This is a genomic window from Flavobacterium sp. KACC 22763, assembly GCF_028736155.1.
GTDB lineage: Bacteria > Bacteroidota > Bacteroidia > Flavobacteriales > Flavobacteriaceae > Flavobacterium.
This window is the reverse complement of record NZ_CP117879.1, coordinates 1,811,568-1,836,155: the sequence shown is the minus strand read 5'-3', so window position 1 is coordinate 1,836,155 and position 24,588 is coordinate 1,811,568. Positions and strand designations below refer to the sequence as shown.

At 37.4% G+C, this 24,588-nt stretch carries 11 protein-coding genes; all 11 read left to right on the top strand.

Going from position 1 to position 24,588, the window contains the following annotated elements; genetic code table 11:
* Positions 1 to 114: 114 nt before the first annotated feature.
* Positions 115 to 3,204: a SusC/RagA family TonB-linked outer membrane protein gene (locus PQ463_RS07730; RefSeq protein ID WP_274257081.1), complete on the top strand. Its 3,090-nt coding sequence runs from the start codon at positions 115 to 117 to the stop codon at positions 3,202 to 3,204.
* Positions 3,205 to 3,215: 11 nt separating this feature from the next.
* Complete coding sequence (locus PQ463_RS07725; RefSeq protein ID WP_274257080.1) at positions 3,216 to 5,156, top strand: RagB/SusD family nutrient uptake outer membrane protein; 1,941 nt, start codon at positions 3,216 to 3,218, stop codon at positions 5,154 to 5,156.
* Between the two features lie 149 nt (positions 5,157 to 5,305).
* Complete coding sequence (locus PQ463_RS07720; RefSeq protein ID WP_274257079.1) at positions 5,306 to 7,036, top strand: glycoside hydrolase family 43 protein; 1,731 nt, start codon at positions 5,306 to 5,308, stop codon at positions 7,034 to 7,036.
* Between the two features lie 97 nt (positions 7,037 to 7,133).
* Positions 7,134 to 8,369: an SGNH/GDSL hydrolase family protein gene (locus PQ463_RS07715; RefSeq protein WP_274257078.1), complete on the top strand. Its 1,236-nt coding sequence runs from the start codon at positions 7,134 to 7,136 to the stop codon at positions 8,367 to 8,369.
* Positions 8,370 to 8,406: 37 nt separating this feature from the next.
* On the top strand, positions 8,407 to 11,124 hold the full coding sequence (locus PQ463_RS07710; protein ID WP_274257077.1) for an alpha/beta hydrolase-fold protein: 2,718 nt from the start codon (positions 8,407 to 8,409) through the stop codon (positions 11,122 to 11,124).
* Positions 11,125 to 11,154: 30 nt separating this feature from the next.
* Positions 11,155 to 13,611, top strand: coding sequence for a glycoside hydrolase family 95 protein (locus PQ463_RS07705; RefSeq protein ID WP_274257076.1), 2,457 nt, complete (start codon positions 11,155 to 11,157; stop codon positions 13,609 to 13,611).
* Between the two features lie 17 nt (positions 13,612 to 13,628).
* Positions 13,629 to 15,911, top strand: a complete 2,283-nt coding sequence (locus PQ463_RS07700; RefSeq protein WP_274257075.1) for a glycoside hydrolase family 127 protein — start codon at positions 13,629 to 13,631, stop codon at positions 15,909 to 15,911.
* A 42-nt stretch (positions 15,912 to 15,953) separates the two neighbouring features.
* Positions 15,954 to 17,531, top strand: coding sequence for a glycoside hydrolase family 43 protein (locus PQ463_RS07695; protein ID WP_274257074.1), 1,578 nt, complete (start codon positions 15,954 to 15,956; stop codon positions 17,529 to 17,531).
* 22 nt (positions 17,532 to 17,553) lie between these two features.
* Positions 17,554 to 19,476: a glycoside hydrolase family 97 protein gene (locus PQ463_RS07690; RefSeq protein ID WP_274257073.1), complete on the top strand. Its 1,923-nt coding sequence runs from the start codon at positions 17,554 to 17,556 to the stop codon at positions 19,474 to 19,476.
* 6 nt (positions 19,477 to 19,482) lie between these two features.
* Positions 19,483 to 22,077, top strand: a complete 2,595-nt coding sequence (locus tag PQ463_RS07685; RefSeq protein ID WP_274257072.1) for a glycoside hydrolase family 31 protein — start codon at positions 19,483 to 19,485, stop codon at positions 22,075 to 22,077.
* A complete protein-coding gene (locus PQ463_RS07680) occupies positions 22,074 to 24,548 on the top strand; it encodes a glycoside hydrolase family 31 protein (protein ID WP_274257071.1) in 2,475 nt (824 codons plus the stop codon). The genes PQ463_RS07685 and PQ463_RS07680 overlap by 4 nt, the downstream gene beginning before the upstream one ends.
* Positions 24,549 to 24,588 lie beyond the last annotated feature (40 nt).

Sequence of the window (24,588 nt, the reverse complement as noted above, 5' to 3'; positions counted from 1 at the left end):
ATTTTTTTATATTTGTAATAAATACACTTATAAAGTTGATGGTCTATTTTAACTGTTAAAGTATTTTGAAGAACTAACCAACAAAAACCAATTTTAATAATTAAATCAGTTTTTATGAATAATTTTTTTATTACAAGTAAATCAAAGCATATAAAAAGCTTCGGTTTTTTGATCCTATTGTTTTTGGTCTCAATGCAAATTAAGGCGCAAACAACAGTTACAGGAACAGTGTCGGATGCGAATGGTCCAATTCCTGGTGTGAATGTCAATCTAAAAGGAGCAAAAAACGGAGTAAGTACAGGTTTCGATGGCAACTATGTTATAAGTGTTCCTTCAAATGGTGTTCTTGTCTTTAGCTTTATAGGTTTTAAAAGCCAAGAGATTAGCGTGAATGGAAAAGCAAAGATTAATGTGCTTTTGGAGGAAGATTCCAATAATTTAAAAGAAGTTGTCGTAATAGGATATGGCACTCAAATTAAGGAGGCTGTTACAGGATCGGTTGCTTCATTGGGAGGAAAAGAATTAAATGAAGTGCCTGCCGCCAATATTACCCAAGCCTTACAAGGAAGGCTTCCAGGGGTTGAGATGACGCAAACTTCTTCTAAACCTGGTGCCGCTATGCAGATAAGGATTCGTGGTACAAGATCTCTTACAGGAAGTAATGATCCTTTGGTAGTACTAGACGGAGTTCCGTTTGCGGGTTCGATAGGAGATATTAATCCTGCAGATATTAAGTCTGTAGATATCCTGAAAGATGCTTCGGCTACAGCTATTTATGGTTCTCGTGGTGCCAATGGCGTAATTTTAGTGACTACTTTAAAAGGAAAGAAAAATCAGAAAGCTACATTTACATATAATGGTTTTAGCGGGATTAAACAGGTTTTCTCAAAATATCCGATGATGGATGCTGCTAAATTTGCAGCTCTTCGTGATTATACAGGTTTATATGCAGATGGTGTTGACGAGAAAAGAAATGTAAATACAGATTGGCAGGATTCATTGTACGGTTCTGGAGAAATGATCAGCCATGATGTTAGCGTTTCGGGCGGAACTGAAACAGGCGCTTACAATGCAGGTTTAGGATATTACAAAGAAGAGTCGGTTCTTCCAGGCCAGAGCTATGAGCGTTTTAGCCTTAGAGCAGGTTTAGACCAGCAGATTAATAGATCTATTCGCATTGGATTTAATACCAATAGCAACTACAGCATTACAAATGGTGATAATATCGGAACAGGAACTATTCTGCAGACTTCACCGCTTGCTAATCCATACAATGCAGATGGCTCTTTGAAAAGAACAGTTAGCATGGCAGCAGATGACCAATGGGTTTATACTAGAGAATCTATTGAAAATTTAGGGGATGCTTATGTGAATTTAAATAGAGCTTTCAGTTCTTATAATAACATTTTTGCGGAAATTAAAATTCCTGGAGTTGAAGGTTTAAAATACAGATTGAATACCGGTTTAAATTTACGCACATCAAATGCTGGATATTATGAAGGTCAGGGAGTTTTTGACGTAAACCCTGCAACACTTTCTAATGCGGCCATAACAAACGGCTGGTCTACGCAGTGGCTGTTGGAGAATTTACTGACTTATGATAAAACGTTTGCACAGAAACATACCATAAATTTTGTCGGATTGTATTCAAATGAGCAATATACAGGACAAAGTTCGAGAGTGACTCGAAACGGAATTACTTCTGACGCATTCCAGTTTTATAATTTAGGGCAAAGCGAAGAAGAAGCTGTGATTAACCCTGCAGATCAGGATTATACGCAATGGGGATTGACATCTTATATGGCTAGGCTAATGTATTCGTATGATAACCGTTACTTTATTTCCGGAACAGTTCGTTCTGACGGCTCATCAAGATTATCTCCAGGTAACAAATGGGTAACTTATCCTGCAGTATCTGCTGGTTGGACTCTTTCAAATGAGTCATTCATGAAAGATATTAAATACATTAATTTATTAAAATTGAGAGCGGGGTATGGAGAAACTTCAAATCAAGCAGTATCTCCTTATGCAACGCTGGGGGCTTTAAGCACAAGACCATACAATTTTGGAAGCAATAACTCAACAGGAGTATATGTTACTGAACTTCCAAATCCTAATTTGGGATGGGAGTTTTCAACTACATGGAATTATGGTTTAGATTTCGGATTTTTTAATAACCGTTTATCTGGTACAGTTGAATATTATAAAACAGATACAAAAAATCTATTGCAGCGTGTGGGACTTCCAGCTACATCTGGTGTAAGCAGTTATGTGGCTAATGTAGGAGAAACACAAAACAAAGGTTATGAAATCTCATTGAACGGAGTTATTTTAGATAATCCTAAGGGAGTGACATGGTCTGTGGGAGTTAACTTCTACAAAAATGAAAATAAGTTAGTGTCTTTAGCATCAGGTGCTAGCCGTGACGAAGCCAACAACTGGTTTGTTGGATATAATATTAATTCAATCTTTGATTATGAAAAGGTTGGAATCTGGCAGGAAGGCGATCCGTACATGTCAATTTATGAACCAGGGCCAACTGGAATTAATCAGCAGGGAACAGTTGTGGGATCGATCAAAGTCAAATATACAGGAGATTATAAGCCAGATGGTTCGCCAACCCGTGCCATTAATGCAAGCGATCGCCAGATTATAGAAACAGATCCAGACTTTCAGGGAGGTTTCAATACTAATGTAACTTACAAAGGATTTGATTTTAATGCAGTAGGAGCATTTAAAAGCGGAGGTGTATTAATAAGCACATTGTATGGAGGAGCAAGTTATATGAATCTTTTAAACGGGCGTAGAAGCAACGTTGATGTTGACTACTGGACTCCAGATAACAGAGATGCAGAATTCCCTAACCCAAGAGGCATCAGAAGTGGTGATAACCCTAAATACATGTCTACTATGGGATACTTTGATGCTTCTTATGTGAAGATTAGAGCAATGACTCTTGGTTATACTCTTGATCAGGACTTTACAAGAAATTTAGGCATCGATAAATTAAGACTTTATTTCACAGTGCAGAATCCGTTTGTTTTATTTTCTCCATATCATGATAAATCTGGAATGGATCCCGAAACGAATTCATTGGGTGACGAAAATCAGGCTGTTGCCTCTTACCAGAGAAGATTTTCTGTTATAGGCACTAATACTCCTGCAACCAGAAATTATTTATTTGGACTTAATTTAACATTTTAATCAGAACAGATATGAAACGATATATTTTTAAAAATTTAATTATAGGATCAACAGTTTTACTTTCATTGGCAGGCTGTTCCGATATATTAGAGGAAAAACCTCATGATTTTTACGAACCAGGCTATTTTAAAACCGAACAGGGAGTTAAACAGGGTTTAACTTCCCACTATGCACATTTGCGTTGGATTTACGGACAGGCTTATTTTTATAATGCATGCCAGACAGGAACAGATGAAGCGACCTATGCGCAGAGTGCAGACGGAAATTTTAAAGATCACGATTTGTCAGGTGTTGGGGTAATAAACCCAAATTCAAGCCGTTCGGATGTTTTGTGGAATAACTCTTATTATGATATCAATACTGCTAGCGGTATTATCGAAAATGGTGCGGCCGTTGGAGTTGCCAGCAGTTTAATTGCGGAATCAAAATTTTTTAGAGGGTTTGATTACTTCCTTTTAGTGCAGACTTTTGGGGGCGTGCCGTTAGACTTAGGAGCTGGAGAATTAAAGTTTAACAGCAAACCATCCAGATATTCTAAGCGTAATACAGTTCCTGAAGTATATACAAAAGCCATTTTTCCAGATTTGGCTACAGCGGTTAAGGACCTTCCAGATGCGCCTAGATTGACTGGTACGGTAACTAAAACTGTAGCGCGGTTATTTTTGGCAAAGGCATATCTTACTTATGCTTGGTGGTTAGAAAACCCAAATAGCATTCCTACTTATCCAGATGCTCCGAGAACTGATCCTGATGGACATAATGCGCAATGGTACTTTCAGAAAGCTTATGATTTGGCCGTAGAAGGTATTAATAATCCAGGGTCTTATGGATTGCTTGATTCGTATTATGATGTTAATGCCGGCGCAAATGACAGAAATAAAGAAGTGATGCTTTTTGCAGATCATACGCAGGAAAGCGAGTATTACAATGGAGCTAGCCTTACGTACGGAAGCGGCGGTGCTCCAGATAACTTCTCAGGTTGGATGGTGACTTGGAACTATACTGCTATAAGAAGTAAAAACGGAACAGCGGCAGTTTCTTCAGTACAAAGAGAAGCAAATCAATTTTTAGGGCGTCCGTGGACTAGAATGGCTCCGCCTATTGAAGTTTTTACGAATACTTTTGCAGATAAGACGAACGATTCAAGATATGATGGAACTTTCACAACAGTATTCAGAGGGAATTGGAATCTTCAAGGAACAGGTCTTACGGGCGTGGCAACGCTGGCCAATGCAAATGGTCTGACAATTAAACCAGGCGATGCGGTTTTAAGTTTCCTGAATGATGAACCATCAACTGCAATCATTTATCCTTCTGGCCAAGGCGAAAGCGGAGTAGGTGCAGGAGTATTGCCAGGAAGGGCAGATTATGTGATTTCTCCAAAAGGCATTAGCAGAATCGTATATCCAGGTTTCTGGAAACTTGGGCCATACAGAACAGATAATGCTGGAGGATTGGGACAGCCTAATGCAGGAAGCACAAGACCGTTTCCAGTAGCAAAATTCTCTGAATTATATTTGGTTGCAGCCGAAGCAGCTGTTAAAGGAGCTACGGGATCTTGGAGTGCCAGATCGCTTGTAAATGTACTAAGAGCCAGAGCAGGAAAATGGAAATGGGATAATAATGGCAATACTGCTAAAATTCAGGATAATAGTGCTGCTATGACCAATGCGACTCCAGCCGTAATTGATATTAACTACATTCTTGCTGAACGTTCACGTGAGTTTTTTGGCGAAGGATACCGCTGGTATGACTTGGTAAGAACACAGAAGTGGAATGAAATTGCAGGGAAATATTCTATAGGAGGATCTAACTACGGACAGCATACACCAGAAATAGTAACCAGAACAATTGATCCGCACCATTACCTAAGACCAATTCCGCAAGGACAAATCGATGGAATGGAGATGTCTGCTGATGAAAAAGCAGTTTACCAAAATCCGGGATATTAAGTTTATTTTTCTAAAAACTAATGCTAAGCAAATAAGGTCAATTTTATAAATTATCTTATTAGGGTTTATTAATTTAGTTTTAAACAAGCCGGGAGAAATCCTCTCGGCTTTTCAATATTTTTCGAATGCACTTTAACAAACCAAATAAAATGAGTAATAAAAAAAAGATTTTTGTATCAGCTGCTGTTCTGTTTTGCTCTATGCTTACGCAGGCTCAGCAAAGCAGCATACAAAAAAAGAAAAGCAGTAAAGACCCCATTTTTTCAAATGCAACTTACGTGGGAGATGACCAGATTTACAAAAGCAATCCGTTAAAAGAAGATGAGTTTTATTCTCCGATTCTACAGGGATGCTATCCTGATCCAGCCATTACAAGAAAAGGTGATGATTATTATATGGTGTGCTCTTCGTTTGCCATGTTCCCTGGGGTGCCCATTTTTCACTCTAAAGATTTAGTAAACTGGACCGATTTGGGTGGAGTATTAAATAAAGTTTCGGAGTTCAATCCTCATGATACGGGAATCAGCTCTGGGGTTTATGCTCCCGGAATTACTTACAATCCTCACAACGATACTTTTTATATGATTGTTACTGCCTTTACAGGCGGTTTGGGGAATATCATTGTAAAAAGTAAAGATCCTAAAAAAGGATGGGGAAGTCCAATTAAATTAGCTTTTGATGGAATAGACCCTTCTATTTTCTTTGATGACAACGGAAAGGGGTATGTCGTGCATAATGATGCTCCTGATAAAGGGAAAGAATTGTACCAGGGACATCGCGTAATTAAAGTTTGGGAATATGATTTAGAAAAAGATCAGGTAATTCCGGGAACAGATAAAATTATTGTAGATGGCGGGGTTGATCTTTCTAAGAAGCCAATTTGGATAGAAGCTCCTCATTTGTATAAAAAAGACAATCATTATTATTTAATGTGTGCCGAAGGAGGTACAGGAGGAAATCATAGCGAGGTTGTTTTTATTAGTGACAGTCCAAAGGGGCCTTTCAAACCAGCAAGTAATAATCCAATCCTAACACAGAGATATTTCCCTCAAAACAGACCCAACAAAGTAGATTGGGCGGGGCATGCTGATCTAGTGCTTGGGCCAGACAATAAATATTATGGCGTGTTTTTAGGAATTCGTCCAAACGAAAAAGATAGGGTAAACGCAGGGCGTGAAACCTTTATGCTGCCTGTAGACTGGTCTGGTACTTTTCCTGTTTTTGAGAATGGTTTAGTGCCAATGGGGCCAAAATTAAAAATGCCAAAAGGTGTTGTAAACAAAACGGGCAAAGATGGTTTTTTCCCTAATGGCAACTTTACATTTATCGAGAATTTTACATCCGAGAAGTTAGATTACAGATGGATTGGATTGCGAGGGCCAAGAGAGCATTTTATTTCTATTGTTAAAAAAGGTCTGCAGATTACGCCATTTGCAGTAAACATAAAAGAGCTAAAACCAACTTCTACCTTATTTTACAGACAGCAGCATAATACTTTTTCTTTTTCAACCACTTTAGAATATAAACCAGAATCAGAAAAAGATTTGGCAGGAATCGTATGTCTTCAAAACGAAAACTACAACTATGTTTTTGGTGTTACTAGGAAAGGAAAAGATACTTACATACTGTTGGAAAGAACAGAAAACGGACAATCGGAAATTGTATCAAGCGCAAAAATAGATGCTAAAGGAGCTTTACGCTTGCAAGTTAAAGCAACAGGCGACAATTATCAGTTTAGCTATGCTTTGAATGGAGGCGATTTTGAAAATCTTGGCAATCCAGTTTCAGGAGATATTCTTTCGACAAATGCCGCTGGCGGATTTACAGGAGCTTTGGTAGGTTTATATGCTACTTCATCAAATAATTCACATCCGAAATAAAAAAATTAAAAACTCAAACTCCCATTTATTTCAATTTAAAAAATGATTTATGGGAGTTGTTTTTTAGGATAGCAGCAGCCATCAAATTTTAGAAGAAATGATAAAAAGATATTTTAAATATTTATTGCTATTACAGCTTTTCACTTTAATAATAGGATGTAAGGCCAATCAGCCACTGGCGAATTCTTCTGAAAAGACGAATGCTGAAAACTGGGTCGGATCATGGGCTTGCGCGCCAATGCTTGTAGAACCAAACAACATGCCTCCAGCCCCAGGTTTGGCCGAAAATACGCTTCGTCAAATTATAAAAGTTTCGATTGCAGGAGAGCATATTCGACTGCGTTTCTCAAATGTATTCAGTGATCAGCCTACCGTTTTAAAAAAGGTAAGCATTGCCAATGTTCTTGATGCTCCCGCAATTGATAAAAACACACAAAAAAATCTCAGTTTTAATGGGAATCAAGAAGTAACATTACATCCAGGCCAGGAAGTATTTTCAGATAAACTGAATTTTCAGCTAAAGCAAGGCCAATTACTAGCCATAACCATTTATTATGGAGCTGCGTCACAAAAAACAACTGGGCATCCCGGATCGAGAACAACGTCTTATATTTTGTCGGGAGACCATCTCAATAATGACGTTTTTTCCGAGTCTGTAAAAACAGATCATTGGTATTCTATCATGGGACTTGATGTCGCGGCATCAAAAAATACGTCAAATATTGTTTGTCTAGGAAACTCCATAACAGATGGCCGCGGATCTGGAACAAACAGGCAAAATCGCTGGACAGATATTCTAGCCGCTAGACTGGCTGCGAATAAAGCAACTCAAAATATTGGAGTTTTAAATTTAGGGATAGGCGGAAATTGCGTTGTAAAAGGCGGATTAGGCCCAACAGCATTAGACCGTTTTGACCGTGATGTACTTTCGCAGGCAGGCGCAAAATGGCTTGTAATATTGGAAGGGATAAATGATATAGGAGGAATTAAACGTCCAGAAGATGCTCCTATAAAAGCCCAGGAAATTATAGGCGCTTACAAAATTATGATAGAAAAAGCACATGCCAAAGGCATAAAAGTGTATGGCTGTACGATTCTGCCTTTCCAGAAATCATTTTACGACGCACCTTTCAAGCAGGAAGCAAGAGATGCTGTAAATGCATGGATTCGAAACAACCATTTTGATGCAGTAATAGATTTTGATAAAGAAATGGCTTCTGAAACTGATTCTAAAACCATTTTATCAAATATGCACGATGGCGATTTTTTGCATCCTAATGAATTGGGATATCAGAGAATGGGCGATGCAGTAGATTTGAATTTATTTAAGTGAAATTCAATTTAGTATTAAAACAATTTTAATAAAAGTCATGAAATCAACAATTAGATTTTTCGCAATAGCAGTCCTTTTTTTAACGGGACAGCATGGATATTCTCAGGATCCAAATTTTCATGTTTATTTAAGCTTTGGACAGTCCAACATGGAAGGCGCTGCTCCGATAGAAGCTGAAGACAAAATAAATGCAGATCCCCGTTTTCAGGTTCTGGAGGCAGTAAATTGCCCTGACTTAAATCGCGAGATGGGAAAATGGTATACCGCAATTCCGCCATTATGCCGATGCAAAACAGGATTGACATTAACAGACAATTTTGGAAGAACAATGGTGGCCAATCTTCCTAAAAACATAAAAGTTGGAGTAGTAAATGTGGCTGTCGGAGGGTGTAAAATAGAACTTTTTGATAAGGATAACTTTGAGAATTACATGAAAACAGCGCCAGATTGGATGTTGGGCATGATCAAAGAATATAATGGAAGTCCGTATGCAAGACTTGTTGAAATGGCAAAAATTGCGCAAAAGACAGGAGTTATAAAAGGCATTTTACTGCATCAGGGAGAATCTAATACAGGAGATACGCTATGGCCTAAAAAGGTCAAAATAGTATATGATAATCTAATGAAAGATCTGAACCTTGATCCTAAAAAAGTGCCATTGCTTTCCGGTGAAACCGTTCATGAAGAACAAAAAGGAAAATGCGCCAGCATGAATGCAATCATTGCAACGCTGCCTCAGACTATTCCAACTTCTTATGTAATTTCATCAAAAGGCTGTGCAGTGGCTTCAGATTTTCTTCATTTTAGCGCAGCGGGATACAGAGATTTAGGGAAACGTTATGCTGAAAAAATGCTTTTGTTATTAGGGTATAAATCTAATAACACAAATGATCCTTTTATCGTTCAGGCACCATTTGGATTTGACCAGTTAAATCCAGCAGTTCCAGCGGGAAAAGTCGAAACGGTAAATTATAATTCAAAGACAGTTGGCACAGTAAGAAAAGCCACTATATATACGCCTCCAGGATTTAGCAAAAGCAAAAAATATCCAGTTTTATACCTTTTGCACGGAATTGGCGGAGATGAAAAAGAATGGCTTAATGGCGGAAGTCCGCAGATTATATTAGACAACCTTTACGCAGAGGGAAAACTCCAGCCAATGGTTGTGGTAATGCCAAACGGAAGAGCCATGAAAGATGACAGCGCTGCAGGAAATATAATGGCGCCAGACAAAGTGCAGGCATTTTCAGATTTTGAAAAAGATTTATTGAAGGACTTGATTCCTTTTATCGAAAAAAAATATAATGTTTACAAAGACAGAGAGCATCGCGCCATTGCAGGATTATCTATGGGAGGCGGACAGTCTTTGAATTTCGGATTAACCAACTTAGACAAATTTGCTTGGATTGGCGGTTTTTCATCAGCTCCAAATACAAAGAAAACAGAAGAATTGGTTCCTAATCCTGAAGAAACCAAAAAGAAGCTGAAACTGCTTTGGATTTCTTGCGGAGATAACGATTGGCTGCTTGAAAACAGCAGACGAACTCATGATTACTTATTCAAAAATAATGTGCCGCATATTTATTATCTAGAGCCAGGAGTTCATGATTTCAAAGTATGGAAAAACAGTTTGTACATGTTCTCACAGTTATTGTTCAAACCTGTTGACCAATCCAGTTTTGCAAAATATACGGTTCTAGGAACCACAGCTCAAACCAACATACGTAATGCTAAATATCCTCAGATACTGCCAGACAACAGGGTAATTTTTAAAGTAAATGCCCCTGAAGCATCAAAAGTGCAGATAGACTTAGGAAGAAAGTACGATATGCAGAAAGACGGTCAAGGAGTTTGGAATGTTACTACTGATGCAATTAACGGCGGATTTAATTATTACTCGCTCTTGATTGACGGCGTGGCAGTTGCAGATCCGTCAAGCGAAACTTTTTACGGAATGGGACGTATGGCCAGCGGAATAGAAATTCCGAAAAGAGATGGTGATTTCTATGAATTGAAAACCGTTCCGCATGGCGAGGTAAGTATAATGAAATACTTTTCAAAAGGAACTAATTCATGGCGTGAAATGTATGTATATACGCCGCCAGGATATGCAGCTGCATCTGAAAAATTCCCAGTATTGTATCTTCTGCATGGAGGAGGTGAAGACCAAAGAGGATGGAGCACTCAAGGAAAAGCAAATTTGATTTTAGATAATTTAATTGCCGAAAGCAAAGCAAAGAAAATGCTTATTGTAATGCTTGACGGCAATATGGGAAATACAGGCGGAATTGCTGGTTTTGGCGAAGAAACATTAAAAGCATTTGAAAATGAGTTGGAAAATGAAGCAATACCTTTCGTAGAAACTAATTTTAAAGTTGCAGCAGACAGCAAAAATAGAGCCTTAGCAGGTTTATCAATGGGAGGGCTCCAGACACTTTACGCAGGAATAAAAAACTCAGATATGTTTTCAAGTCTGGGCATTTTCAGTTCAGGATGGTGGGCAAGCAATCCAAAATTATCAGATCCTCAATATGAGTTTATAAAAAACAATGTCTCCTCTATTAATGCTAATCTAAAAGACTTTTGGATCTCGATGGGAGGAAAAGAAGATATTGCATACGAGAACTGTAAAATTATGATGCAGAAATTCGACCAGTTTGGCATTAAATACAGCTACAGCGAGTATTCTGGCGGACACTCTTGGCCAGTATGGAGACATGATTTAATGATGTACTCACAGTTATTGTTTAAATAGCAAAATGCATTGTTAAATGAGAAAAAAAACATGAAAAATCATTTATTTAATCTGCTGTTTTTCTTTGGGATTTCCATATTCGCGCAAGCGCAATCAGATCTTAAACTTTGGTACAAAACCCCGTCAGGCGATGTTTGGGAAAATGCATTGCCAATTGGAAATGGTTTTCAGGGCGCAATGATTTATGGGAATGTTGGAAAAGAAATTCTTCAGATGAACGAAAGCACGGTTTGGAGCGGAAGCCCTAACAGAAATGATAATCCGCTGGCAAAAGAAGCTTTGGCTCAGATAAGACAGTTTCTTTTTCAGGGAGAATATAAAAAAGCCGAAAAACTCATCAATGAGGCTATCATTACCAAAAAATCTCATGGCCAGATGTTTCAGCCAGTCGGGAATTTGGAACTGAATTTCCCAGATCAGAAGTATTCCGATTATTATCGTGAACTGGATATTGAAAATGCAGTTGCAAAAACAATGTATAAAGTAAATGGAGTAACTTTTACCAGAGAAGCTTTTACCTCTTTTGCAGATAGAGTTTTGGTCATTAGACTTTCAGCCGATAAGCCTGGACAGCTATCATTTGCAGCTGGTTTTACATCAGAACATAAGAAGCAAAAAATTATAATTAATAATAATGAAATTTCACTTTCGGGAAAGACAAGTGATCATGAAGGGGTAGAAGGAAAAGTTCAGTTTAATGCATTAGCAAAATTAAGAGTTGATGGCGGAAGCGTAAGTGCAGCTGATAATACTTTAAAAGTTGATAAAGCAGATTCAGTGGTAATCATGGTTTCTATAGCCTCAAACTTTATAAATTATAATGATATAAGGGGTGATGAAAATAAACTCGCTAAATCTTATCTCGATAAAGCGTTTGTCAAGAATTATGATAAAATGAAAGCGGCTCATACTGCTGCGTATCAAAAGTATTTCAAAAGAGTAAAATTTGATTTAGGAACTACAGAACAAGCTAAATTGCCTACAGACCAGAGACTATCCAATTTTAGAAATGTTTCAGATCCGTCTTTTGTAACTTTGTATTATCAGTACGGCAGATATCTGCTAATTTCTTCTTCACAGCCAGAGGGACAGGCTGCAAATCTGCAGGGAATCTGGAATCGCAGCATGACACCGGCATGGGACAGCAAATATACCATCAACATTAATACCGAAATGAATTACTGGCCAGCCGAAAAAACAAACCTTTCTGAAATGCATGGGCCTTTGCTGAAAATGATTCAGGAGCTTTCGCAGACAGGACAGGAAACCGCCAGAGTAATGTATGGAGCAAGAGGCTGGATGGCGCATCATAATACCGATATCTGGAGAATAAATGGCGCTGTTGACGGCGCAACTTGGGGAGTTTGGAATGCAGGCGGAGGCTGGTTGAGCCAGCACGTTTGGGAGCATTATTTATATACAGGTGATTTAGCATATTTAAAATCGGCTTACGAAATATTAAAAGGAGCAGCTCTTTTTTATGCTGACTTTCTTGTTGAAGACCCTGCAAACGGATGGCTGGTGGCAGCACCTGGAAATTCGCCTGAAAATACGCCAATAGCACATCAAAATTCTGCAATGACAGCAGGTTCTACCATGGACAATCAAATTGTGTTTGATGTTTTTAGCACGCTGATAAAAGCTTCAGAAGTTTTACAGAAAGACGCAGCATTTGCAGACAGTCTTAAAATGCTGAGAAAGAAACTGCCTCCTATGCAGATAGGCAGATACAATCAGCTTCAGGAATGGCTTGATGACGTAGATGATCCAAACGATAATCACCGCCATATTTCACATTTGTATGGTTTGTATCCGTCTAATCAGATTTCGGCGTATAGAACTCCAGAGCTTTTTGCCGCTGCAAAAAATACACTGCTGCAAAGAGGCGATGTATCTACAGGATGGAGCATGGGTTGGAAAATAAACTGGTGGGCAAAAATGCAGGATGGAAATCATGCTTACAGCTTAATTCAGAATCAGTTGACACCGCTTGGCGTAAATCACGAAGGAGGCGGAACCTATAATAACCTTTTTGATGCGCATCCTCCGTTTCAGATCGATGGTAATTTTGGCTGTACTTCTGGAATCACCGAGATGCTGATGCAGAGTTCGGATGGAGCAATTCATCTGCTTCCTGCTTTGCCAGATGCCTTAAAAGAATACGGACAAATAAGTGGTTTAAAAGCGAGAGGAGGTTTTGAAATAAAAGATTTAAAGTGGAAAAATGGAAAAATAATCGCTTTAACTATTTATTCTAATCTGGGTGGCAATCTAAGATTAAGAACTCCTAATGAGCTTATGCTAAAAAAGAGCAAAAAATTGAAAATAGCATCAGGAGAAAATCCAAATCTATTTTTTGCAGTGGAACAAACCGAAAAACCAATTATTTCTAAGGAATCAAACCTACAGCTTCTAGATATTAACACATCTTATTTGTATGATAGGATGACTGAAAAAGGGAAAACCTATACTTTTTACTTTCAATAACTTCAAACTCAAGTATAATGAAAAACACAATTTTGTTTTACCTATTCGCCCTATTGATGGGAGCCAATATATCGGCTCAAATGAAGCTATTTGATTTAAGTGAAGTAAAACTAAAAGAAGGACCATTTAAAAATGCTCAAGATGTAGATCTAAAGTATATTTTAGCTTTAGATCCGGATAAACTTCTAGCGCCTTATTTATTAGAATCTGGGCTTCCGCCAAAGGCAGATCGTTATGGCAATTGGGAAAGTATAGGATTGGATGGGCATATCGGCGGACATTATCTTTCGGCTTTAGCTATGATGTATGCATCTACCGGAAACAAAGAGCTTAAAGAGAGGTTAGATTATATGCTTTCAGAATTGGCGCGCTGTCAGGCTAAAAATGGCGAAGGCTATGTTGGGGGTATTCCGCAAGGCAAAGTTTTTTGGGATCGAATCCATAAAGGAGATATTGACGGAAGCAGTTTTGGACTCAACAATACTTGGGTTCCTATTTATAACATTCACAAACTTTTTGCTGGTTTAATTGATGCGTATCAATACACTGGAAGCGAGCAAGCGAAAGATATAGCAATAAAACTTGGAGATTGGTTTATAGAATTAATCGCACCGCTTTCTGATGAACAGATTCAGAAAGTTTTGGCAACAGAGCATGGAGGCATAAATGAATCTTTTGCCGATTTGTATGCCATTACAAAAGATAAAAAATACCTTGAAACGGGCGAAAAATTATCGCATAAAGCCTTATTGAATCCGTTATTGCAAAAAGAAGACAAACTCACAGGACTTCACGCTAATACTCAAATACCAAAAGTGGTTGGTTTTGAAAAGGTTGCCGTCCTTTCTGATAATAAAGAATGGTCAGATGGTGTGCAATATTTTTGGGATAATGTGACCCAAAAACGCACAGTTGCATTTGGAGGAAACAGTGTTGCAGAACATTTTAATCCAATTTACGATTTCAGCGGTATGGTAAAATCGAATGAAGGGCCAGAGACCTGCAATTCGTATAATATGGAACGTCTTGCCAAAGCTTTGTTTCTCGATAAAAATGATGTGCGCTATCTGGATTTCTACGAAAGAACACTTTACAATCATATCCTTTCAAGCCAGCATCCCGAAAAAGGAGGTTTTGTATATTTTACGCCTATTCGCCCAAATCATTACCGCGTGTATTCTCAGCCTCAAACAAGCATGTGGTGCTGTGTGGGAACGGGACTTGAAAATCACGCCAAATATGGAGAATTAATTTACAGCCATTCGCAAAATGATCTTTTTGTAAATCTTTTTATTCCATCGGTTTTAAAATGGAAAGAAAAAGGTATAGAGTTGGAGCAAACCACAAAATTTCCTTATGAAGATGAGACAGAATTAGTTTTAAAACTTAAAAAAGCAAAAAGCTTTGCTTTGAATATCCGTTACCCAAAATGGGCTGAAAGTTTTGAAATATTAGTGAATGGAAAAGAACAAAAAATAGCATCTAAACCCTCTGAATATGTTGCGATTTCAAGAAAATGGAAATCAGGAGATAAAATAAGTGCCAGATTTAAAACGTCAATACATCTAGAAAATCTGCCAGACGGCTCCAATTGGAGTGCATTTGTCAAAGGGCCAATTGTGCTGGCGGCCAAAACTTCGACAGAAGGATTAGACGGCTTGTTTGCAGATGACAGCCGAATGGGACACGCCGCAAGGGGAAAATTTATGCCACTTGATAAAGCCTATGCATTGGTTGGAGATAAAGCAGATTATATATCAAAACTAAAAGAAACAGGGAACTTAAGATATAAGTTAGATTCATTAGAATTGGAGCCTTTTTTTGAAGTGCACGATGCCCGTTATCAAATGTATTTTCAGACGTACTCCAAAGAAGAATACAAGGAAAAGCAGGAATTGCTAAAACAGCAGGAAATTGAAGCGATGGCTCTTGAAGCCAAAACAATAGATAAAATAAATTGCGGAGAACAGCAGCCAGAAGTCGATCATTTGTATAAAGGTGAAAAAAGCAATTCGGGTTACGAGGATGGGAAGTTCTGGCGAAATGCGCGCTCTTATATCTCTTATCAAATGCTGAACAAAAACAGCAAAGGTCAGTTTTTGCAAATCAGTGTTTTAGATGAATTCAACAGTGATAATATTACTATTCTCATTAATGAAAAACCAGCTGTAATAACATCATCTGATAAAAAGACAATCAGCATAAAAATAGATGACAAGGAAGTGCTGAATATTAAAATTCTGGCAAAAGAGGGAAAAATCAGTCCGAAGTTCTCTCAGCTTAGAATTGTAACGGATTAACACATAATATTTCCTTTAGAAAGGTCAAAAATCGAAACCGAAATGAAAACAAAAGATTTTATATATGCCGTTCTGGTAATTGTATTGAACATATTGACAAACCAAGCTCAAAAAGGCAAAGCCCAGAACCCCATTATTTTTGCAGATGTCCCCGATTTATCTATAATCAGGGTTAATGATGCTTATTATATGAGCAGTACCACAATGCATATGAATCCCGGAGTTCCTATTATGAAATCTAAGGATTTAGTGAATTGGCATTTGGTTAATTATGCCTATCAAACCTTAGAGGATCATGATGACCGACTGAATTTGGATCATGGCAAAAACGACTACGGAAGAGGTTCATGGGCAAGCAGTCTGCGTTATCACAATGGTGTGTATTATGTAAGCACTTTTTCAGGAACGACAGGAAAAACCTATATATTTTCCACAAAAAATATTGAAAAAGGTCCATGGAAGAGAACTGTTTTAAACAATTCCTATCACGACCATTCTCTTTTCTTTGATGATAATGGAAAAGTGTACTTAGTTTGGGGAGCAGGAAAAATTCAAATTGTAGAATTAAAAGAAGACTTATCAGAAGTTAAAGAAGAAACTAAGAAAGTTTTAATAGAAAATGCCAATGCTCCTGCGAAGAGCGATATTATGCTGCCGGCAGAAGGATCACAGCTTTTTAAAGTTAACGGAAAGTATTGCTTATTTAATATCTGCTGGCCCAAAAACGGCATGCGCACGGTAATTATACACAGAGCCGATACTATTGCAGGGCCATGGGAAGGAAAGATTGGATTGCAGGATTTGGGCGTTGCTCAAGGCGGACTTATTGATACGCCAGACGGCAGATGGTTTTCGTATTTATTTAGAGATGCAGGAGGCGTAGGACGTATTCCGTATCTGGTTCCTGTAAAATGGGAAAATGGCTGGCCAATATTGGGCGACAATGGTAAAGTGCCTCAAAATTTAAATCTTCCAGCCAATAAAAGCTTAATTCCTGGAATTGTAAATTCAGATGAGTTTAATCGTAAAAAAGGAGAAAATGATCTGCCTTTGGTCTGGCAATGGAATCATAACCCAGATAATGCAAACTGGTCGGTCAAAGAAAGAAAAGGGTATTTAAGATTAAAAGCATCCAGAATAGACAGCAGTTTTACTCAGATAAAAAATATTTTGACACAGAGAACTTTTGGACCTTTATGTTCGGGAACTGCTATGCTTGAGCTTTCAAATATGAAAGAAGGAGATTTTGCTGGACTTTCGCTGCTGCAAAAAGATTTTGGCTTGGTTGGAGTAAAAGTAGATCAGGGAGCAAAAAGAATTGTGATGATCGATGCTGAAAAAGGAAATCCAAAAGAAGTAGAGAGTGTTCCATTAAATCAGGACAAAATATATTTTAAAGCCGAATGTGACTTTAGGAGTCAAGCAGATCAGGGAAGATTTTATTATAGTTTAGACGGCAAAAAATGGATCAGCATTGGAAAATCCATTAAGATGCCGTATACCATTCCGCATTTTATGGGCTACCGATTCGGGTTGTTCAATTACGCTGCTAAAACTGCTGGAGGTTTCGCCGATTTTGATTATTTCAGAATTGATGGAAAGATTTCAGAAACGAAATAATCCTTATAAAACGCATAATAAAATGAATATAAAATTTAGATTCAGTCTAGCTTTGTTTCTGTTTACGATTGCTTATTCGTATGGACAGAAAGCAGTTTTGACTTCTCCCAATCAAAAAATAGCGGTTAGATTATTTGACAGTCAGAATACTAATTCTGGAAATTGGTATTTGCAGGTGAATTACGGCAATAAAGACAAACATGATGAAATAATTCCAAAAATAGATTTGGGAATTGTACGAAACGACCAGACCTTTTCAAAAGGCTTAAAATTAAAAAAGATCGGCAAATCTGCACTTATTAAAGAGCAGTACAAAGCATTGCACGGCAAAAAATCGGAACGTTCCAATACCGCAAATGAAGTGGTTTTGTATTTTGAAAATGAATCGAAATCCCATTTAAATATAATTTTGAGAGTGTATAATGACGGTGTGGCATTCCGTTATGAATTTCCAGAAAAACAAGGAACTTATACCATTTCAGATGAGTTAACGGCTTATTCTATTCCCGAAAGTACAGAAAGATGGCTGGAAAAGTTTGATTTGTCCAATGAAGGGCTTTACACTAGTATGGACAATGGAGATGTACAGCAGGACTGGTGTTATCCAGCGTTGTTTAAAGCAAAAAATAGCCCTTGCTGGTATCTGATCCATGAAGCCGATTTAGACTGGAATTATGCTGCTTCTAAACTGGCTAATACCCAAAATAAAAACCAGTATAAAGTAACGCTTCCCGGAACAGAAGAAGGCGTAGGAGAGCCTTTTGCTAAAATAACATTGCCTTGGAAATCGCCTTGGAGGGCTGTAATTGTGGGAGAACTTGGAGATATTGTCAAATCTACTTTGGTGGATGATGTGTCTAAACCTTCTGTTTTAAATAAAACAGATTGGATTCAGCCGGGTGTTGCGTCATGGAATTATTGGTCGAATAACCACGGAACAAAAGACTATAAAACCGTAACCCAATTTGCCGATTTAGCAGTGGCCATGAATTGGCCATATACACTTTTGGATTGGGAATGGGATCAGATGGAAAATGGCGGCAATTTAGAAGATGCCATAAAATATATTCATTCAAAAGGAATTAAACCTTTAATGTGGTACAATTCAGGTAAATTTAAATGGATCACTTCAACGCCTATTGACCGAATGCTGACTCACGAAAACCGAGTTAAGGAATTTGAAAAGCTAAATAAACTTGGCGTTTACGGGATAAAAGTTGATTTCTTTCTAAGTGAAAAACAAGAAATCATAAAGTATTATTTGGATATTTTAGAAGATGCAGCGAAGTATAAAATCATGGTCTATTTTCACGGATGTTTGGTGCCGCGTGGATGGCAGAGAACTTATCCGCATCTTATGACTTACGAAGCTGTCCGTGGAGCTGAATGGTACAACAATGGGCCTGAATTAACCGCAACGGCAGCAGAACATAATAATACATTGGCTTTTACCCGTAATGTCGTAGGATCAATGGATTACACTCCGGTAACTTTTACCAACTCACAATTTCCTCATATTACTTCTTATGGCCATGAACTGGCATTAAGCGTAATTTTTGAATCAGGAATACAGCATATGGCAGATAGACCCGAAGGTTATTACGAATTGCCAGATGCAGCCAAAACATTTTTGAAACATGTTCCCGCCTCTTGGGATGATACTATTCTGCTTGACGGGTTTCCCGGAAAATATACCGTTATCGCAAGAAGAAAAGGAGCAGATTGGTTTATTGGCGGTATTAATTCTGGAAGAAAAGAAAGAAACCAGAAGTTGAAATTTGATTTTTTGCCAGATGGACAAACTTTTAAGCTCACTTTAATTGCTGATGGAAATCATGATAAAGCTTTTTCAACGCAATATTTATTAGTAGACAAAACAAGTTCGGTAGAGGTGAAAATGTTACATCAGGGAGGTTTTGCAGCGATGTTAGTGGTAAATAAATAATGGTGTATGTTTTTTAAACTTAAGCTTATAGCTCCTTTTTTTCTGATATTTTTATTTGGTTTTAAAAATATAGATAAAAGTTATATTCTCGAAAAAGACCGTCTTTTGATTCCTTTAAAAGAGGGAATGCTGCATATTATTCCTCTAACGGAGAATTCGGTTAGAATTCAGTTATACACCGAAAACACAAAAGAACTGCAAGAGCTGATTTTGGTAGAGAAGCTTGCTGTTCCTGTTTTTAAAGTTGCAGAAAGCAATAAAGAAATTCAGTTAAAGACTAAAAGTTTAACTGTTGTATTTGATAAAGAGGAAAAAAGTTTAAAGTTTAAAGATAAAGAGGGGAAAATATTCTTAAGTGAAAAAAGTGCGGGTAGAAAAATGACGTTAAACGATGCAAATGAATATGCATCTTTTACAGTCGAACAGCGTTTTGATTCGCCAGACAACGAATTTCTTTTTGGTTTAGGCCAATTTCAAGACGGGCATTATAATCTGAGAAACGTCAGTCGAAAATTGACACAGGTAAATACTCAGATTGCCATTCCTTTTTTGTACTCCAATAAAGGATACGGAATTTTATGGCATCAGTATGGCTTAACAGAGTTTAATCCAAATGACAATTTTATTGCGCTTTCTAAAGAGATTAAATCTTCTGAAAAAGGAAAAGAAGAAGAGGTGACAACAACTTCTGGAACCCAGAAAGTATTGCAGAAAGAAGTAGTTTACAAAGGGAAATTTAATTTAGAAAGAGAAGGACAATATTCTATTATGCTGGATTTGGGCGATATGGACAATAGGCATCTTGTTATAATTGACGATAAAAGAGTAATAGACCAGTCCAATTTATGGTTGCCGCCGGCCGTTAGTGAGCTTTTAGATTTAACAGCAGGAGAGCATGAGGTTAAGATAATCTGCAATTCGGCTAATACCCCAAAGCTTTCTTTTAGAAAAACGGATAATTCAACAACTTTTCGATCAAGTTCTGCTCAATGTCTGGATTATGTTGTTTTTAAAGGCAAAAATGCAGATGAGGTAATTAGCGCCTACAGAACCGTTTCGGGTAAATCGCCATTGTTGCCTTTATGGGCATATGGCTTTTGGCAGTGCCGTGAACGATATACTTCAAGCGACCATTTAATTAATACAATTAAAGAATTTCGAGCACGAAAACTACCTGTAGACGTTATAGTGCAAGATTGGCAATATTGGGGTGATAACGGCTGGGGCGTACCTCAGTTTGATGAAAAGAATTATCCAAATCCGTTGGGTTTTATAAAAGAATTACATGACTTAAATGCTCATTTTACTGTGTCGATCTGGTCAAACCCTGATAAAAATTCTGTTATAGGAAAACAATTTGATACAAAAGGATTGTACATTCCTAATGCAAAATGGTTGGATTACTTTAATCCTGAAACACAAGAAAGATATTGGAATACCTTAAACGATAATTTGTTTTCTAAAGGGGTAGACAGCTGGTGGATGGATGCAACTGAACCTGAAAACGATGCACTCGTTGGTACGATAACACATCAGGGGCCGGGAGATTTTTATCGTCTTACTTATCCGCTTTTTGTTAGTGAGTCGGTTTATGAAGGCCAGCGAAAAACAAATCTTCAAAAACGTGTAGCCATTTTAACCCGTTCAGCATTTGCAGGACAGCATCGATATGGAACCATAAATTGGTCAGGTGATATAGGCGGAAACTGGGATAGTTTTAAAAGACAGATTGTTTCGGGAATGAATTTTACTTTAACTGGAATGCCTTATTGGACAACCGATATTGGCGGTTTTTTTAGACCTGGCGCCGGACAATACACAGATGAAAATTTCCATGAATTATTAACCAGATGGTTTCAGTGGGGGGCATTCAGCACCATTTTCAGAATTCATGGTTATCAGACCGAAACAGAGCCTTGGAAATATGGATCTAAAGTGGAAGAGAATATGAGAAGAATGCTAAATCTTCGCTATACGCTAATTCCTTATATCTATTCTGAAACTTCAAAAATAAAAGAAGGATCAACTTTTATGAGGCCTCTTGTAATGGATTTTCAAAATGATGAGAATGCGGTAAATCAGCCTTATGAATATATGTTTGGAAGTTCCATATTAGTGGGGCCTATTACAGAGGCAGGAATAAAACAATGGCAGGTTTATTTGCCTAAAGATACAAATTGGATAGACTTTTGGACTGGAAAAAGCTTTAAAGGAGGTCAAAAAATAGAAATAAATGCTGAAATAGATAAAATCCCACTATTTATAAAAGCGGGGTCAATTATGCCTTTTGGTCCTGAAATGCAGTACACAGCTGAGAAAAAATGGGATGATCTTGAAATAAGAATCTACGAAGGTGCAGATGGTGAATTTACGCTTTATGAGGATGAAGGAGATAATTACAATTATGAAAACGGATCTTATTCGTTAACTAAATTCGAGTGGAAAAATGCTGAAAAAAGATTGATAATAAATGCAGTTAAAGGTTCATTTAAAGGCATGCTGAAGACTCGAAAATTTAATATTGTTTTAATAGGTTCAAAATCAGAGGTAAAACCAATTGAGGTTGAATATTCAGGTAAAAAAGAAAATTTTAGGTTATGAAAAAGAAATATTCATTAGTACTGGCTCTTTTTATAATGGGTTTGTATGTTAATGCGCAGTCTTATCAAAAAACAGGATTAGGATTGAAGACAGTTATCAATTCTACCGTAATTGAAATTCAGTTTTACAGTCCGCAAATTGTGAGAGTTATAAAGTATCCTGAGAAAAATACCTTTGAGAAAAAGAGTTTATCGGTAATTAAAGAGGCTGAAAAAACAAAACTTGTTATAAGTGAAAACGGTAGAGCAGTTCGAATTAAAAGTAAAGTAATGCAGGTAAACCTGAATTTGCATTCAGGCAAAATTTTATTTGAATCTTTGTCAGGCGCAGTTTTATTAAATGAAAAAGAAAGAGGAGCAGTGTTTACCAATTTTAACGACACTGGCAATAAAACGTTCACCGTAAGTCAGTCATTTGTATTAGATCCAAAAGAGTCTATTTACGGCTTAGGAATACTTCAAAATGGAAAAATGTCGCAACGAAACCAAAAACTGCATATGGTTCAGAATAATACATGGGATTTTGTTACTTTTTTCCAATCTGACAAAGGCTACGGATTGTTTTGGGATAATTATTCCCCAACAGATTTCAATGATAATGCTGAAGAAACCTCTTTTAAGTCAGAAGTGGGTAATGGCATTGATTATTATTTCATGCTTGGGAACAACGCTGACGGTGTTATTGCCCAAATGCGGGACTTAACTGGCCATGTTCCAATGTTTCCAAAATGGACTTTTGGTTTTTGGCAGAGTAAAGAACGTTATAAAAGTCAGAATGAAATAGTAGAGGTCGTTAAGAAATACCGCGGTCTCGGTGTTCCATTAGATGGTATTATCCAGGATTGGCAATATTGGGGAGATAATTATCACTGGAATGCAATGAGTTTTCTAAACCCTGAATTTTCTAAACCCGAAGAAATGGTAAATGACATTCATAAATTGAATGCGCATCTTCTTATATCCGTATGGTCATCTTTTGGTCCTGAAACGCCTCAATTTAAAGAAATGAAGGAAAAAAATATGCTGTTTGATTTTCAGACATGGCCGCAGTCTGGAAAAGAGGCATGGCCGCCAGATATGAATTTTCCTTCTGGTGTAAAGGTCTATGATGCCTACAATCCAGAAGCAAGAGATATTTATTGGAAACACTTAAATAAAGGATTATTTTCTTTAGGAATTGACGGTTGGTGGATGGACTCGACAGAACCTGACCATTTGGATTTTAGACCTGAAGATTTGGACGCTAAAACATTTTTAGGATCTTTTAGAAAAGTGAGAAACGCTTATCCGTTAATGGCAGTTGGCGGGGTTTACGATCATCAGCGCCAATTCTCATCGGCAAAAAGGGTTTTTATTTTAACACGTTCGGCTTTTGCAGGACAGCAGCGTTATGGAGCCAACACATGGTCTGGAGATGTTAATTCTTCTTGGGAAACCTTACGAAATCAAATTCCGGCAGGGTTAAATTTTTCTCTTTGCGGTATTCCATATTGGAATTCTGATATTGGCGGTTTCTTTGCTGGAAGCTACAATACCAATTCAAATGATGGTTCGGGTGCAAAAAATCAATCCTATCAGGAACTCTATATACGCTGGCTGCAATTTGGGGCTTTTACACCAATGATGCGTTCTCATGGTACTGATGTTCCAAGAGAGATTTATCAATTTGGAAAAAAAGGAGAACCTATTTATGATGCTATCGAAAAAACAATCAACCTGCGTTATATGCTGCTTCCTTATATTTATTCGAATGCATGGAAGGTTACAAAAGAGCATTCTAGTTTTATGCGTGCTTTAGTAATGGACTTTAAAGATGAAAAGGTTAAAGACATGAACAACGAATATCTGTTTGGACAATCGATTTTAGTAGCACCAGTTGTTAACGCGCAATATACTCCCGAAACAATTGTTAAAACAAACGAAGATACGGGATGGAATAAAAAAGAGAGAGATGAATCTGCAAAAAATGCTGTTGTAGATTTTAATGAGAAAAAAATAAAAAAAGTCTATCTGCCAGACGGAAGTCTATGGTATGACTTCTGGACAAACAAGAAGCACAGCGGAGGACAGGAGATTGATCAAGAAACTAAAATTGATCAGATTCCTTTGTATGTTAAAGCGGGCAGTATTATTCCTCTAGGACCAAAAGTTCAATATGTAGAGGAGAAGAAATGGGATGATCTTGAAATAAGAATCTACGAAGGAGCAGATGGTGAATTTACGCTTTATGAGGATGAAGGAGATAATTACAATTATGAAAACGGAAAGTATGCTACAATAACGTTTAAATGGAATGATTTAAAAAGAATCCTAACCATCAATAATCAGCAGGGATCGTTTTCTGAGATGATAAAGCAACGCAGATTTAAAATTATAAAAATATCTTCAGATCACTTGGAATCAGATGCATCTGCAAAGGAATTGGAAAAAACAATTAGTTACAACGGAAATCAAATTTCGATAAAGCTGTAAGGAATAATAAAATATCAAATCAGATAATTCAAAATTTTTT